9 protein-coding genes are annotated in these 14,902 nt (G+C 63.5%); 7 read left to right on the top strand and 2 right to left on the bottom strand.

Annotated features, from left to right (window positions below; all coding sequences use genetic code 11):
• Window positions 1-143: 143 nt before the first annotated feature.
• The 7 genes from HMPREF9695_RS23970 (at window position 144) to trxA (ending at window position 12,802) form a co-directional block, all read left to right on the top strand.
• Window positions 144-2,672, top strand: coding sequence for a PAS domain-containing sensor histidine kinase (locus HMPREF9695_RS23970; RefSeq protein WP_006023508.1), 2,529 nt, complete (start codon window positions 144-146; stop codon window positions 2,670-2,672).
• Window positions 2,669-4,192 carry a bifunctional tRNA (adenosine(37)-N6)-threonylcarbamoyltransferase complex ATPase subunit type 1 TsaE/phosphotransferase gene (locus HMPREF9695_RS23965; protein ID WP_006023507.1) on the top strand — a complete coding sequence of 508 codons (1,524 nt, stop codon included), beginning with the start codon at window positions 2,669-2,671 and terminating at the stop codon, window positions 4,190-4,192. Before HMPREF9695_RS23970 ends, HMPREF9695_RS23965 begins: the two co-directional genes overlap by 4 nt.
• 138 nt (window positions 4,193-4,330) lie before the next feature.
• Complete coding sequence (locus tag HMPREF9695_RS23960; protein ID WP_006023506.1) at window positions 4,331-4,654, top strand: hypothetical protein; 324 nt, start codon at window positions 4,331-4,333, stop codon at window positions 4,652-4,654.
• 178 nt (window positions 4,655-4,832) lie between these two features.
• Window positions 4,833-5,555 carry a nucleotidyltransferase family protein gene (locus HMPREF9695_RS23955; RefSeq protein WP_006023505.1) on the top strand — a complete coding sequence of 241 codons (723 nt, stop codon included), beginning with the start codon at window positions 4,833-4,835 and terminating at the stop codon, window positions 5,553-5,555.
• A gap of 70 nt (window positions 5,556-5,625) precedes the next feature.
• On the top strand, window positions 5,626-8,766 hold the full coding sequence (addB, locus tag HMPREF9695_RS23950; protein WP_006023504.1) for a double-strand break repair protein AddB: 3,141 nt from the start codon (window positions 5,626-5,628) through the stop codon (window positions 8,764-8,766).
• Entirely contained in the window at window positions 8,763-12,278 is a 3,516-nt protein-coding gene (gene addA / locus HMPREF9695_RS23945) for a double-strand break repair helicase AddA (RefSeq protein WP_006023503.1), read from the top strand. The genes addB and addA overlap by 4 nt, the downstream gene beginning before the upstream one ends.
• Window positions 12,279-12,481: 203 nt before the next feature.
• Window positions 12,482-12,802 carry a thioredoxin gene (gene trxA, locus HMPREF9695_RS23940; RefSeq protein WP_006023502.1) on the top strand — a complete coding sequence of 107 codons (321 nt, stop codon included), beginning with the start codon at window positions 12,482-12,484 and terminating at the stop codon, window positions 12,800-12,802.
• A gap of 63 nt (window positions 12,803-12,865) precedes the next feature.
• Here trxA and HMPREF9695_RS23935 read toward each other — a convergent pair whose 3' ends face one another.
• Both HMPREF9695_RS23935 and HMPREF9695_RS23930 read right to left on the bottom strand, forming a co-directional pair.
• The gene (locus HMPREF9695_RS23935; protein ID WP_006023501.1) at window positions 12,866-13,606 is read right to left on the bottom strand and encodes a metallophosphoesterase family protein; all 741 of its coding nucleotides are present in this window, start codon (window positions 13,604-13,606) and stop codon (window positions 12,866-12,868) included.
• Between the two features lie 14 nt (window positions 13,607-13,620).
• Window positions 13,621-14,865: a bifunctional folylpolyglutamate synthase/dihydrofolate synthase gene (locus HMPREF9695_RS23930; protein ID WP_245258817.1), complete on the bottom strand. Its 1,245-nt coding sequence runs from the start codon at window positions 14,863-14,865 to the stop codon at window positions 13,621-13,623.
• Window positions 14,866-14,902: the final 37 nt, after the last annotated feature.

Raw genomic sequence — 14,902 nt, 5'->3', positions numbered from 1 at the left:
CGTTAGAGGCGAATCGCACCGCACAATCGCTGAACTAGCCATTATTTTGCAGCGCGATTCACGTTCACGGTCTGGACTCTTACCCGGCGACTCCTGTTGAGGATATTGTCGTTCGATTCGTGTGCGGGCGGTTGGGATAGATCATGTCAGGCGTGATCGAGGGGATGCGGCGGACCTTGCTGTCGTGCACTTCGATTGTGCGCGGAGGTGCAATTGGCCTTGGCGCGTGTCTTGGCGCGACGGCCCTGTTCGGGGCTGCGCCCGCGTTTGCGCGCGACGGGTTCATCGACAACGCACTGTCGCTGTTTGCGAACCTCGACCGGCAGGAAATTGCGGCGCTCAGCGTCGCGGCAGCAGTCCTCGGATTCTCGGTGGTCTCGGCGATTCTCTTGATGCGCACTCGCCTTCGGGCCGCGCGGATCGAATCCCGTCTGCTGTCGGACAACCAGGCACTCCAGCTCGAAGCCGATCGGTTCCGCGCGCTGCTGTTCGCCGAGCCACAGGTTCTAATCTCCTGGGCTGCGGGCGGGGATCGTCCTGACATCAGCGGCGACGTGGCGCTGCTGATGCCGCACGGCACGGACCATTTCAATCCGCAGCGAATTCTTGCATTCGGAAGCTGGCTGCTCCCCGAGCAGGCGCTCGCGATGGATCACGCCGTCGACAAGTTGCGTGAGGCAGGTGAGGGCTTTCAGCTCAACCTCACGACCGCAACAGGGCGCACCATCGAAACGATGGGACGGGCGATCGGCGGGCAGGCTATCGTCCGTATTCGTGAACTGTCCGGCGTGCGGATGGAACTCGCCGAGATCAACATCCGGCACAATCAATTGCTGGAAGAGACCGGCGCGCTTCGCGCATTCGCTGCGTCGGTTCCCCTGCCGGTCTGGGCCCGCCGCAGCAACGGCACCCTCCATTTCGCCAACGCCGCCTATGCGCAGGCGACCGATGCGAGTTCGGTCACCGACGCCATCGAGCGTAATCTCGAACTGCTCGATCATGACGACCGCGCCACCATGGCACGCGCGCTGGCGGAGAGAAATGTCTTCGAGGCGCGCGTTCCGGTGGTGACCGGCGGCCAGCGCCGCATCCTCGATATTCACGCACTGAATGTAAGCGGCGGCAGCGCCGGAATCGCAGTCGATGCGACAGAAGCCGCGAGCCTGCGCGCTTCCCTGGAGCGGATGGCGGAAGCCCACCGGCGCATGCTCGATCAGCTCTCGTCCGGCGTAGCGGTGTTCGACGGCTCACGGCGATTGACGTTCTATAACGATTCCTATCGCCGGCTCTGGGACTTCGATCGCGCGTTCCTCGACGACAATCCCGATGATTCAAGCGTCATCGACCGGCTGCGCGTCGCGCGCAAGATTCCCGAGCAACCGGACTTCCGCGCCTGGAAAAACAAGCTGTTCGAAGCCTACCGCGCCATCGAGCCGGCGAAAGACACCTGGTATCTGCCGGACGGACGCGCCCTCAGCGTCGTCACCACGCCGAATCCGGAGGGCGGCGTCACCTATCTGTTCGACGACGTCACCGAAAGCCTCAAGCTGGCGCGGCAGAACGACGGCCTGATCCGCGTCCAGCGTGAAACGCTGGACAACCTGTCGGAGGCCGTCGCGGTGTTCGGCAGCAACGGCCGCGCGCAGCTGTTCAATCCGCCGTTCGCGCGGATGTGGAAGCTGTCCCCCGAAGCCCTGGCACAGCAGCCGCATATCGAAACCATCGAAAAACTGTGCCGGCCGCTGTTCGACGACAACGCGACGTGGCAGATCCTGCGCGCAGCCATCACCGGCATCGACGAACGCATTTCCGTCCCGCTCAAGCTCGAGCGAAAGGACGGCAGCGTGATCGACTGCACCACCATGCCGCTGCCCGACGGCGCGACCATGCTGACCTTCCAAGACGTCACCGATACGGTGAATGTCGAGCGCGCCCTGCGGGAGCGCAACGAAGCGCTGGAAGCCGCCGACCAGATGAAGGTCGATTTCGTTCATCATGTCTCTTACGAACTGCGTTCACCGCTCACGACCATCATCGGCTTCGCGCACTTCCTCAGCGATCCGTCGACCGGACCGATGACGCTGAAACAGAGCGAATACCTCAGCTACATCACGACCTCGACCAACGCCCTGCTCGCCATCATCAACAACATTCTCGATCTCGCCACCATCGACGCCGGCGCGATGACGCTTAATCTCGGGCCGGTGGATGTGCAGAAGACTGTCTCGGATGCCACCGCAGGCATTCAGGACCGGCTCGCCCGTGAACAGATCCGTCTTGATGTCGAGATTGATCCTGCGATCGGCGACTTCGTTGCCGACGAGCGCCGCATCGTCCAGGTGCTGTATAACCTGCTGGCCAACGCCGTCGGTTTCTCGCCGCAGAACAGCACCGTGACCCTGCGCGCCCGCCGTAGCGATTCAAGCGTGGTTTTCTCGGTCTCCGACTCCGGTCCCGGCATTCCGGAAGACGTCCGGGACAAGGTGTTCGACTGGTTCGAAAGCCATGCCAATGGCTCGCGCCATCGCGGCGCGGGCCTCGGCCTGTCGCTGGTTCGCTCGTTCGTCGAACTGCATGGCGGCAAGGTCCATGTCGACTCGGTCGTCGGCAAAGGCACGACAGTGACCTGCGAATTTCCCGTCGATCAGACCTATCGCAATGCTGCTGAATGACCGATTTCTCGACATTCCATGTCGCGCTGGCGAATGAGGCCGCAACCGGCCATTTGATGGCGGACCTCGCGCTGCTGATGAGCGCAGGCGACGTCATCACATTGTCCGGCGACCTCGGCGCCGGAAAGACCGCGGCCGCCCGCGCGCTGATCCGTTATCTCGCACAGGACGACGAGCTTGAGGTCCCGAGTCCGACCTTCACGCTGGCGCAGACCTACGACCTCCCGTCGTTTCCGCTGCTGCATGCCGACCTCTATCGCGTCAACGATCCCGACGAGCTGGAAGAGATCGGATTGTCGCCCCTGCCGGAAGGCACTGTGGCCTTGATCGAATGGCCAGAGCGCGCACCAGACATGCTGCCGCCTGACCGGATCGACATCGCGTTCAGCCACCGGCCATCACTCGGCACCAGCGCGCGCGCGGCCGAGATCACGGGATTCGGCAAACAGGCTGCGAAGGTCGAACGTCTGGCGGCGCTGCGGCGTTTTCTGGAACTCTCAGGCAGTCTCGACGCCAGGCGGCAGCGTATGCCGGGCGATGCCTCAACGCGCTCCTATGCACGGCTGATCAAGAACGACCAGTCGGCCATTCTGATGAATTCGCCGCGCCGTCCCGATGGTCCGTCGCTGTATGACGGAAAATCCTACAGCGAAGCGGTCCATCTCGCCGAAGACGTCAAGCCGTTCGTCGCCATCGCCAATGGACTGCGCGAGCGCGGCTATTCGGCGCCCGCGATTCATCATGCCGATCTGGATGAAGGCTTTCTCATCACCGAGGATTTCGGCCGCGTCACCTTCATTGAAGGCGATCCGCCGAAACCGATCGCCGACCGCTACCAGACCGCCGTCGATATGCTGGCGGCGTTTCATCGGGAACCGTTGCCGGAGGTGCTGCCTCTCGCGCCGCACCTTGATTATGTCATCCCGCCATTCGATGACGATGCGATGATGATCGAAGTCGGCCTGATGCTGGAATGGTATCTGCCCGACAAGGGCGTGACGCTGTCGAGCAACGTGCAGGCCGATTTCCTGCTGATCTGGCGTGACCTGCTGGCGAAGCTCGCCGACGCGCCGCGAACATGGATGTTGCGCGATTTTCATTCGCCCAATCTGATCTGGCTTGAACACCGCAAGGATATCGGCCGCGTCGGTATCCTCGACTTTCAGGATACGGTGATGGGTCCGGCGGCCTACGATCTCGTGTCGCTGTTGCAGGACGCGCGGATCGACATCCCGGAGAAAATCGAGATCGCGATGCTGACCCGCTATGCCGGTGAGCGGCGGGCCGCGGACACGACCTTCGATCCAGCCGCCTTTGTGCAGCAATATGCCATCATGTCGGCGCAGCGGAATACACGGCTGCTGGGGACCTTCGCGCGGCTGAACCGCCGCGACGGCAAGCCGCAGTATCTGCGACATCAGCCGCGAATCTGGACGTATCTCAACCGGGCCCTCGCCCATCCCTCGCTTGAGACCTATCGGGAATGGTGCATGGCCCATGTCCCGCCCCCAGCGACCTAGGCAAAGCCGCCACTTGAGGCCATTGCCTTTACCGGTTGTTAGCCAGCCCTCTCGTAATTTGGGTTCCGACGACTGTGCGACGCTCAGCCCCGGCGATGCAACGCACGACATCGAAAGCAGCGAGCGGAGTAACAATTAATGGCAACGGAACGACGCGTGGGCGACCGCGTGGTTTTCGAGCGCGGTTTTGCAGCTCACCTGATGGGCATTGACGGAACATGGCGGCGCAACTGTCTGGTCGAGGATATTTCCGAGACCGGTGCCAAGCTGACCGTCGAAGGCTCAGTCGAAGGCCTGAACCTCAAGGAATTCTTTTTGCTGCTGTCCTCGACCGGCCTGGCATACCGCCGCTGCGAACTGGCCTGGGTCAATGGTGAGCAGATTGGCGCGGGCTTCCTGAAGCCGGATGCCAAGAAAAAGCCTGCACGCCGCTCGGCCGGCTCGCAGATTGTGGAAGTCTGATTGCGCCCCGGGGGCCGGAACTGCCGCCACCCCGTGAGTCGCACCGATGTCACAAAGTGCGACTACAGCCTGAGCAGCCAGCGCGCGGCGCCGATTCGGATGCTATGCTCGGCATCCACCCGACCTCGCAACCGGTCCTGAAAGGGACCGCCGCGAACCAGTTGAGATAAACGCGCCGATGCCTGCCAAACCCGTCTCTGCCATGGTTCTCGCCGCCGGTCTCGGCGTTCGGATGCGGCCGCTGACGGACAACATGCCGAAACCGCTGGTATCGGTCGCCGGAAAACCGCTGCTCGATCATGTGCTCGACCGGCTTGCGGAAGTCAGCGTGACCACCGCCGTGGTCAACGTCCACTATCTCCCCGATCAGATCGTTCAGCATGTCAAAGGCCGCACGGCTCCGCGCGTCATCATCTCCGACGAGCGCGACGTGGTGCTCGGCACCGGCGGCGGCGTTGTGAAGGCGCTGCCCTTGCTGGGCGACGCGCCGTTCTACCATCTGAACTCGGACACGATGTGGATCGATGGCGTGCAGTCAAACCTGGCCCGTCTCGCCGAGGCGTTCGATCCGGCGCGGATGGACATCCTGCTGCTGATGGCGCCGACCTCGCACAGCATCGGCTACTCTGGCTGCGGCGATTACGCCATGCTGACCGACGGCGCGCTGCGCAAGCGCAAGGAGCACCAGGTGGTGCCGTTCGTCTATGCCGGCGCTGCGATCATGTCGCCCGCGATCTTCAGGAATGCGCCCGCCGGCGAATTCTCTCTGACCAGGATATTTGACGCCGCCAACGAACAGGAACGGCTGTTCGGACTGCGGCTTGACGGCCTGTGGATGCATGTCGGCACCCCCGATGCGGTACAGGCGGCCGAAGAAGCACTGCTCGCCAGCGTCGCCTGAAGCCGGGTCAAGACTCCCCTCGTTCCCCTTCCGCGTGCCATGATGCCGCCGATCGCGAATCGGGTAGTTCATGCGCGTTTTCAATGTTCCCTCCTCTGCGCCGTTTCTCCACACGGTTATCGCAGCGCTTGTCGACGGCCGGCTCGTCGAGGGATTTGACGCGCGCACGAATCCCGAGCGACTGGCCGACGTCACGCTGTATCTGCCGACCCGCCGCGCAGGCCGCATGGCGCGCGAAGTATTTCTCGATGTGCTGCAAACCGATGCCGTGGTGCTGCCGCGCATCGTCGCGCTCGGCAGCGTCGACGAGGATGAACTGGAGTTTTCCGACGATGGGCAACTTGGCGGCCCGGATGCATCCTTGCTTCCGCCGAAACTGGACGATCTCGAACGCAGACTGACCCTGGCGAAGCTGGTGGCAGCATGGGCCAAGGTTCAGCCGTCGTCACTCGTCGTCGGCAGTCCTGCTTCGACACTCGCGCTGGCCGGCGATCTGGCACGGCTGATGGACGACATGGTGACGCGCGGCGTCGGCTGGGATGCGCTCGACGGCATTGTGCCGGATGACCTCGATATCTACTGGCAGCACACGCTGAAGTTTCTCAAGATCGCAAAGGAAACCTGGCCGGATTATCTGAAAACCATCGACCGGATCGAGCCTGCCGCACGCCGCGACATGCTGATCGCAGCGGAAGCAAAACGCCTCAGGGCAAAGCAAAAGGGGCCGGTGATCGCCGCGGGCTCGACAGGCTCGATGCCGGCAACGGCTAAATTCCTGCACGCCATTGCACAGCTCCCGCAAGGTGCGGTGGTATTGCCCGGCCTCGACACCGATCTCGATGACGCTGCGTGGGACTCGATCGGCGGCACCGTCGCTGCCGGCGATCTCATCGCGACACCCGCAGCCTGGAGTCATCCCCAGGTCGCGCTGCACGGCCTGCTTGCCCGGTTCGGCATCAAGCGGCGCGACGTCGAGCCGCTCGCAGCATCTGCTCCCCATGGCCGCGAGGTGCTCGCATCCGAAGCGATGCGTCCTGCGACATCGAGCGAGCAATGGCACGCACGGCTCGGCGACAAAGCTATTGCGCAGCAAATCTCATCCGGCATGGAAGGCGTGACGCTGATCGAAGCCGCCAATCCCGAGATGGAAGCGCTGGCGATCGCGGTGGCAATGCGCGAGGCGCGCGAAGAAAATCTCACCGCAGCGTTTGTGACGCCGGACCGCGCGCTGGCGCGCCGTGTGATGGCGTCGCTCGACCGCTGGAAACTCGAATACGACGACTCCGGCGGCGATTCCCTGATGGACACGCCGGCCGGCATTTTCGCACGGCTTGCCGCGCAAACCGCCGCGGAGGAACTGGCGCCTCCGGCATTGCTGGCGCTGCTGAAACATCCGCTGTTCCGGCTCGGTCATGCGCAGGGTGCCTTTGCAAAGACGATCGGTGACCTGGAGCTGGCACTGCTGCGCGGGACGCGGCCTGCTCCGGGAAGCGCCGGACTGAAGCTGGATTTTGCAACCTTCCGTAACAACATCGCCGAACTGCATCATTCAGATCCAAGGCGAACACTGTCCTCAGCCGATCTCGATGCGGTCGGAAGACTGATTGAACAATTGTCCACCGCGCTGTCGCCGCTCGAAGACATCCAGCGCGGCAAGCCGCACGATCTCATGGACTACGCCGTTCGCCACTACGACGTCATCAAACGCCTGTCTGTCGACGACACAGGCAACCCAGTTGCGTTCGACGGCCCCGACGGCAGCGCGCTGTCGAAAGCGTTTGACGATCTGTTTCAGGTGAGCGCGCCAACGAACAGCGAGCAGCCTTCGCCAAGCGGACTCGTGCTGGACCTCAGCGATTATCCCGACGTGTTCCAGACCGCTTTCGGAGACCGCATCGTGCGGCGGCCGCAACTGGCGGCATCGCGTCTTCGCATCTATGGCCCGCTCGAAGCCCGCCTCACCGAATGTGACCGTGTCATTCTCGGCGGACTTGTCGAAGGCGTTTGGCCGCCAGCACCGCACATCGATCCATGGCTGAGCCGCCCAATGCGGCATCAACTCGGTCTCGATCTGCCGGAGCGGCGCATCGGACTGTCGGCGCATGACTTCGCGCAATTGCTCGGGACCCGCGACGTCATCCTGTCTCGGGCCGCAAAGGTCGGCGGCGCGCCTGCGGTGGCGTCGCGCTTCCTGCACCGGCTCGAAGCTGTGGCCGGAGCGAATTCGTGGAAGGACGCCACGGACAAGGGCGCAACCTATGTCCGCTACGCCAATGAGCTGGACCGGCCCCAGCATGTCATGCCAGCGCCGCGGCCGGAGCCAAAGCCGGATGTCGCGCTGCGTCCGCTCAGGATGTCGGTCACCGAAATCGAGGACTGGCTGCGCGATCCCTACACCATCTACGCAAAGCGGATTCTCAGACTGACGCCTCTCGACCCGGTGGACATGCCGCTGACTGCGGCTGATCGCGGCTCCGCGATCCACGAAGCGCTTGGCGAATTCACGGGTCGGTTCGCAACCGAATTGCCGGACGACATTGCCGACGCCCTGCGGAAGATCGGCCACAAGCACTTCGCGCCCCTGATGGAGCGACCGGAAGCGCGCGCGCTGTGGTGGCCGCGATTTCTGCGCATTGCCGACTGGTTTTCCGGCTGGGAAGCGCGGCGGCGGCTGGATGTCTCCCGCGTCGATGCTGAAATCCGCGGCGAGATTCCCCTTCAGCTTGGCAACGGACGCACGTTCGTTCTCTCGGCCCGCGCCGACCGCATCGAGCATCGCACCGATCACACCTACGCCATCCTCGACTACAAGACCGGCCAGCCGCCCAGCGCCAAGCAGGTGCGCCTCGGCCTGTCGCCCCAATTGACGCTGGAAGGCGCAATCCTGCGCAAGGGCGGATTTGAAACCATTCCTGCGGGCTCCTCGGTCAGCGAACTGGTCTATGTCCGGCTCAGCGGCAACAATCCGCCTGGCAAGGCGACTGTTCTGGAATTGAAGGTCAACAAGAGCGATCCGCCGCAGCCGCCCGATGACGCGGCCGATCAAGCGCTGCAAAAGCTCGAAGGTTTGATCCGCACGTTCGAGAACAAGGATACGCCCTATCGCTCGGTCGTGCTGCCGATGTGGGAAAACCGCTACGGCAACTACGACGACCTGGCGCGCATCAAGGAATGGTCGGCCATCGGCGATGGCCAAGAGGACATCGAATGAGTTCGCCTCGCCCCGACATTCCCGACGCCGTGCGCGATGCGCAGGCGCGTGCCTCCAATCCGGAAGCGTCAGCCTTCGTCGCGGCCAATGCCGGATCGGGCAAGACCCACGTGCTGGTCAACCGCGTCATCCGGCTGCTGCTCAACGGCGTACCGCCGGAGAAAATTCTCTGCATCACTTTCACCAAGGCGGCCGCTGCCAATATGGCGCAGCGCGTGTTCGAGACGCTGGGCCGCTGGGTGACGCTGCCGGACCGTCAGCTTGATGAAGCAATCCGCACCGTGGGCGCGCCGCTCAATGCCCGCGCCCGCCTGCGCGCACGAAAGCTGTTTGCCAGCGCCTTGGAGACCCCCGGCGGCCTGAAGGTTCAGACCATTCACGCGCTCTGCACCCGGCTGCTTCAGCAGTTTCCGTTCGAGGCCAATGTGCCCGCGCGCTTTTCGGTGCTCGACGACCGCGACCAGAACGACATGATGGAGCGCGCCAATCTTGCGGTGCTGCTTGAAGCCGCCCGCGCGCCGGGCAGCGAGACTGGACGCGCCCTCAACATTGCGATGTCGGCAGCCGCTGATGTCACGTTCAAGGACGTGGTGCGCGAGGCCTGTCTCAGCCGCGACCACTTCATGGCGTGGTCCGACAGCACTGGCAGCCTTGACGCGGCAATGGCCCAGATCACGGCCGTGCTCGGGGTCAGCGCCAATGAGCGAATTGAGGACATCGAGCGCGAGATCGTCGATGGACCGAATCTGCCGCGCCGCGACTGGCCTGCGATAGCCGCGGCGTTCGATGGCGGCAGTCCTGCCGATATTTCCCAGGCCGAGCGCTTCCGGATCGCCGACGGCCTGACCGATCGCGCGCAGGTCGAAGCCTATCTCGATGTTTTTCTCACCGAGACAAAGGGTGTCATCGGCCCACGCAAGACGCTGATGACCAAAGCGCTCGCCAAGCTGCAATCAGTCTTCGCCGCACGGCTGGATACGGAGCAGACAAGAATCGTCGCTCTGGATGAAAAGCGCCGCGCGGTCATGCAGCGTGACCGCGCCTATGCTCTTCTTGTCATCGCCAGCGCAGTCGCTGCAAACTACCGGCGGGAAAAGCGCGAGCGCGGCCTGCTCGACTACAACGACCTGATCGACAAGACCTACGAGATGCTGACCAACGTCTCGTCCGGCTGGGTGCATTTCAAACTCGACCGCGGCATCGACCATGTGCTGATCGACGAGGCGCAGGACACCAGCCCCCGGCAGTGGGACATCATCGAGCGTCTCACATCCGAATTCACGTCCGGCGCAGGCGCGCGCGACGGCATCAAGCGCACGATCTTCGCGGTCGGCGACGAGAAGCAGTCGATCTTCTCGTTCCAGGGCGCAGCGCCGCGCGAATTCGACAGCCGCAAGCGCGATATCGAGAAGCGGTTCAAGGGCGCCGGGCTCGCCTTCGAGCCGGTCTCGTTCAAGCATTCGTTCCGGTCGGGCTGGACGATCCTCCAGTCCGTCGATTTCGTGTTTCGCGACCCGGCAATTTACAAGAGTATTCACGCAATCGAGAACGCACATCCCATTCACGACGCTCTCAGCGATGCCGCACCCGCGCTGGTCGACCTGTGGGACATCGAATATCCCGACACGCGCGACGACATCGAAGGCTGGAGCGCCGCATTCGACCACATCTCCGAGACAAGTCCCGAGGTGCGGCTGGCGCGGCGCATTCAGGCCGAAATCAAATCGCTGATCGCAGCCCGGACCATGACCGGTCCGCGCGGCAAACGCCGGCCGCTGCGTTATGGCGACATGCTGGTGCTGGTGCGGCGGCGTGGCAGAGCCTTTGACGCCATCATTCAGGCGCTCAAGCATGCGGGCCTCCCGGTCGCCGGCGCCGACAGGCTGAAACTCACCGAGCATATCGCGGTCATCGACCTGATGAATCTGGCGGATGCCCTGCTGCTTCCGCGCGACGACCTCGCGCTGGCGACCGCACTGAAGAGCCCGTTGTTTGGTCTCGATGATGACGACCTTCAGATCGTCGCACCTCATCGCAAAGGCACATTGCGCGATGCTCTGACCGAGCATGCCAAGACCAGCGAGAAATTCTCGGCTGCAATGAGGCGGCTGGAAGATTGCGAGCGGCGCTTCGCTCATGAGACACCGTTCACCTTCTATGCGTGGCTGCTGGGCGGCGATCGCGGCCGCGCGCGCATTCTCGCGCGAATGGGGCCAGAAGCAGACGACGCGCTCGACGAATTCCTCGAACTCGCGCTGACCTATGAGCGCAAAGCGCCCGCCTCGTTGCAGGGCTTCATGGCATGGCTGCGCGCCGCCGACACCGAGGTCAAACGCGACATGGAAATCGCGCGCGACGAAATCCGCGTGATGACAGTTCACGGCGCGAAAGGATTGGAAGCCCCCGTGGTGTTCCTTGTCGATACCACCACCTCGCCCGCGGACACCCAGCGCATGAACCTCATTCGCATGCCGCAGGGCAACGCCGCACCGAACGCGCCTGCGGTCGTGCTCTGGGCCGGCAAGAAGGCGAACGATCTTCCCGCGGTCGCGGCCGCGCGCGCCGCCATGAAGGACGATACCGAGGATGAATACCGGCGGCTGCTGTATGTCGCCATGACACGAGCGGCGGATCGCCTGATCGTCGGCGGTGTGCTGCCGGGTAACATGCGGGCGGTGCGGCAACTGTCCTGGTACGACCTGATTCAGAAAGGCCTGACCCATCCTGACCTCGGCCTGCAATGCGAAACCATCGAAACGGGCTTCGGACCGGTGAAGCGCTATTCGCGGCCACAGGATGTGCAGCCGCCTGCGGACACCGCAGCGCCGATCCAGGAAATGCTCGCGCTGGAACACTTCCCTGGCTGGCTGAGAACCGATGCACCGAGGGAAACGCCTGCGGATATCCTGCTGCGTCCATCCGATGCCGCAGAGAACGATACCGAAGGACATGCAACCGTAACCGACGAAACGCGCCTTGCGCGCGAGCGAGCGCTGAAGCGCGGAACGCTGATCCACCGGCTGCTGCAATCGTTGCCGGACGTCGCCACTGAGCGACGCGAAGGTGCGGCGCGCGATTTTCTCCAGCGCAATGCGCAGCAATGGTTCACGGATGACGAGCGCACCGCGCTGGCGCGGCAGGTCACGGCGCTGATCGCAACGCCCGCATTCGCGCCGCTGTTTGCCGAGGGCAGCCGCGCCGAAGTCTCGATCGCGGGCCGCGTGGCGAGGCGCGGACGGCCGCCCGCGCTGGTGTCGGGGCAGATCGACCGTCTGGTGGTGACGCCGGATGAAGTGCTGATCGTCGACTACAAGACCAACCATGCTCCGCCGCAGGCCGCCGCCGAGGCACCGCAGGCCTATGTCCGGCAGCTAGCGCTTTATCGCGACGTTTTGCAGCGGCTCTACCCCGGCCGGCCGGTTCGCTGTGCATTGCTGTGGACAGAGACGGCCGCCTTGATGGAGATTCCGGCCTCCGCGCTGGACGCAGAGCTGCAATCGCTTGTTTCCTGAGCGTCACCTGCCATCCAACCTTCGTCGTGGTCGGGAGCTAACCCCTTGAATCGGGACCGATTCCCGAAGCCCCCGCTTCGCAGCCGATGGAACACGTCCCGGTGACCAGCCTTGACCGCGCAAGGGTGCATTCATAGGTTGATCCTACGTTTTCAGGGCGCGATTCTCAGATCCCGCGCCTTTCATCCAACGAGGCAGATCACATGAGTGTGGGTAAGGTTTCGGACACCGATTTCGATGCGGAAGTTCTCAAGGCGGACGGCCCCGTGGTCGTCGATTTCTGGGCGGAATGGTGCGGCCCGTGCCGCATGATCGCGCCCGCACTCGACGAGATCGCCGGCGCCATGGGCGACAAGGTCAAGATCGTGAAGCTCAATGTCGACGAGAGCCCGAAGACCGCTTCGAAGTACGGCGTGATGTCGATCCCGACCCTGATGATCTTCAAGGGCGGCGAGATGGCGTCGCGTCAGGTCGGCGCCGCGCCGAAGGCCAAGCTGCAGCAGTGGATCACCGCTGCAGTCTGATCGTTTTCTCTTTGAGGTTTGACAAACGGCCTGTGCAAGCAGGCCGTTTTCTTATGCGCCATCCTATCTGATCCAGCCGGTCGCCAGCGCGTTCGCCAGGTCGGGATGACCGTTCTGCCGCGCCAATGACGCCATCGCCTCGTGGTCATACGGCACATGGCGGAATGTCACATGCCATCGGCCTCCGCGCTGTTCGAGGATCGCATAGCGCGCATCGGGCGACCCTGCCTCCATCATATGGCGAAACGGCACGATGTCGCGATAGCCGGGCGATCCCACACTGCCGGGATTGACGATCATACGTCCGTCGCCAAGGCGCACTGCCCGCGCGACATGCGTATGCCCGCACAGGATCAGCGACTGCGGGATCCCTGCGGCAGCTCGCTCTATATCCGCGATGGCCGACATGCAGACCGTCCCGTCGGGCCGGACAGTTTCGAGCCAGTAGGTTTCATCGTTCGACGGTGTCGCGTGGCAAAGGTAAACCGCATCCTCGACCACCTGCGTTGACGGAATATTCCGCAGCCATGCGAGATGACCCGCATCCAGTTGCGCGTGAACAGGCCGATCCCACGATCCCATCTCTTCCGGCGTTCTATCGATCAGATAACGATCATGATTGCCGAGGATATGGACGGCATCGAGCGCCATCAGCATGTCCATTGTCCGCCGCCCATCGAGCGGCCCGCTCGCCATGTCGCCAAGATTGATAATCCTGTCGATCCCTTGCGTGCGGATATCAGCAATCACAGCCTCAAGCGCGAGAAAGTTGCCGTGAACATCCGCAATGGCTGCGAAGCGCATTCTCAGGTTTCCAGCTATTGCGGCAACGTCCCGTTCTCCGCCAGCACGTGGCCAGCCAGATACAGAGAGCCGGTGATGAGGATGCGCGGCGGCACGTCATAGGCGAGTTTGGCTATGGCGCGCAGCGCCGCCTCGACGCTTGACGCCGTCTCGACCCGCATGCCGAGTTGCCGCGCGCTGTGGGCCAGCACATCCGGCGGCATGGCATTGTCCTGATCGGGAATCCTGACCGCGATGATATGACGGGTCTGCCCGGCGAAGTTGGCGAGAAAGCCTCCGGCGTCCTTGTTGCCCATCATGCCCGCGATCACCACCAGGGGACGCGACACCCGCTCCTCGAGATCGCCGAGCGCGGCAGCCGCCACGCGCCCGCCATCGGGATTGTGACCGCCGTCGAGCCACACCTCGGCGTCCTTCGGCCCGGCATCGACCAGTCTGCCCGAAGTCAGCCGCTGCATCCGCGCCGGCCACTCGGCGCGAGCGATACCTTGCTCAAAGGCCGAAGGTTCAAGTTTCAGGGACTCGATGGCTCGCAGCGTTGCAATCGCAAGACCGGCATTATCGAACTGATGCCGCCCGAACAGCCGCGGGGCCGACAGGTCCAGCAGACCGCGCTCGTCGGAATACACCAGCCGTCCGTGCTCGACGTTGACATGCCAGTCCTGGGTCGCCGCATGCAACGGCGCACGGGCGCGCTTCGCGGCCTGCTCGATCACGGCGGTTGCTTCCGCCGTCTGCTCCGCGCAGACCACCGGAACGTTTTTCTTGATGATGCCCGCCTTCTCGGTGGCGATCTTGATCAGCGTATCGCCGAGAAACTCGATATGGTCCATGCCGATCGGGGTGATGACGCCGGCCAGCGGCGCATCGATCACATTGGTGGCGTCAAGCCGTCCGCCGAGACCGACCTCCAGCAGCACAACGTCAGCGGGATGTTCTGCGAACAGATGGAATGCCGCGGCGGTCTCGATCTCGAAAATGGTGATCGGCTCGCCGCCATTGACACGCTCGCAGTGATCCAGCGCGTCGCGCAACTGATCGTCGGTCACAAGGACCCCGCCGCCCACCTTGCCGAGGCGAAAGCGCTCGTTGAAACGCACCAGATGCGGAGAGGTGTAGACGTGAACGCGCAGGCCCGCCGCTTCAAGGATGGCGCGCAGGAACGCCACCGTCGATCCCTTGCCGTTGGTGCCGGCGACATGAATGACAGGCGGAATACGCCGCTCGGGATGATCAAGGCGATCAAGGATGCGCCACATCCGGTCGAGCGTAAGATCGATGCGTTTGGGATGCAGC

Origin of the sequence: Afipia broomeae ATCC 49717 (assembly GCF_000314675.2) — a bacterium.
In the GTDB taxonomy this organism is placed as follows: Bacteria; Pseudomonadota; Alphaproteobacteria; order Rhizobiales; family Xanthobacteraceae; genus Afipia; species Afipia broomeae.
The sequence above is the reverse complement of the archived record's forward strand: the minus strand, read 5'-3'. Positions and strand labels throughout refer to the sequence as shown.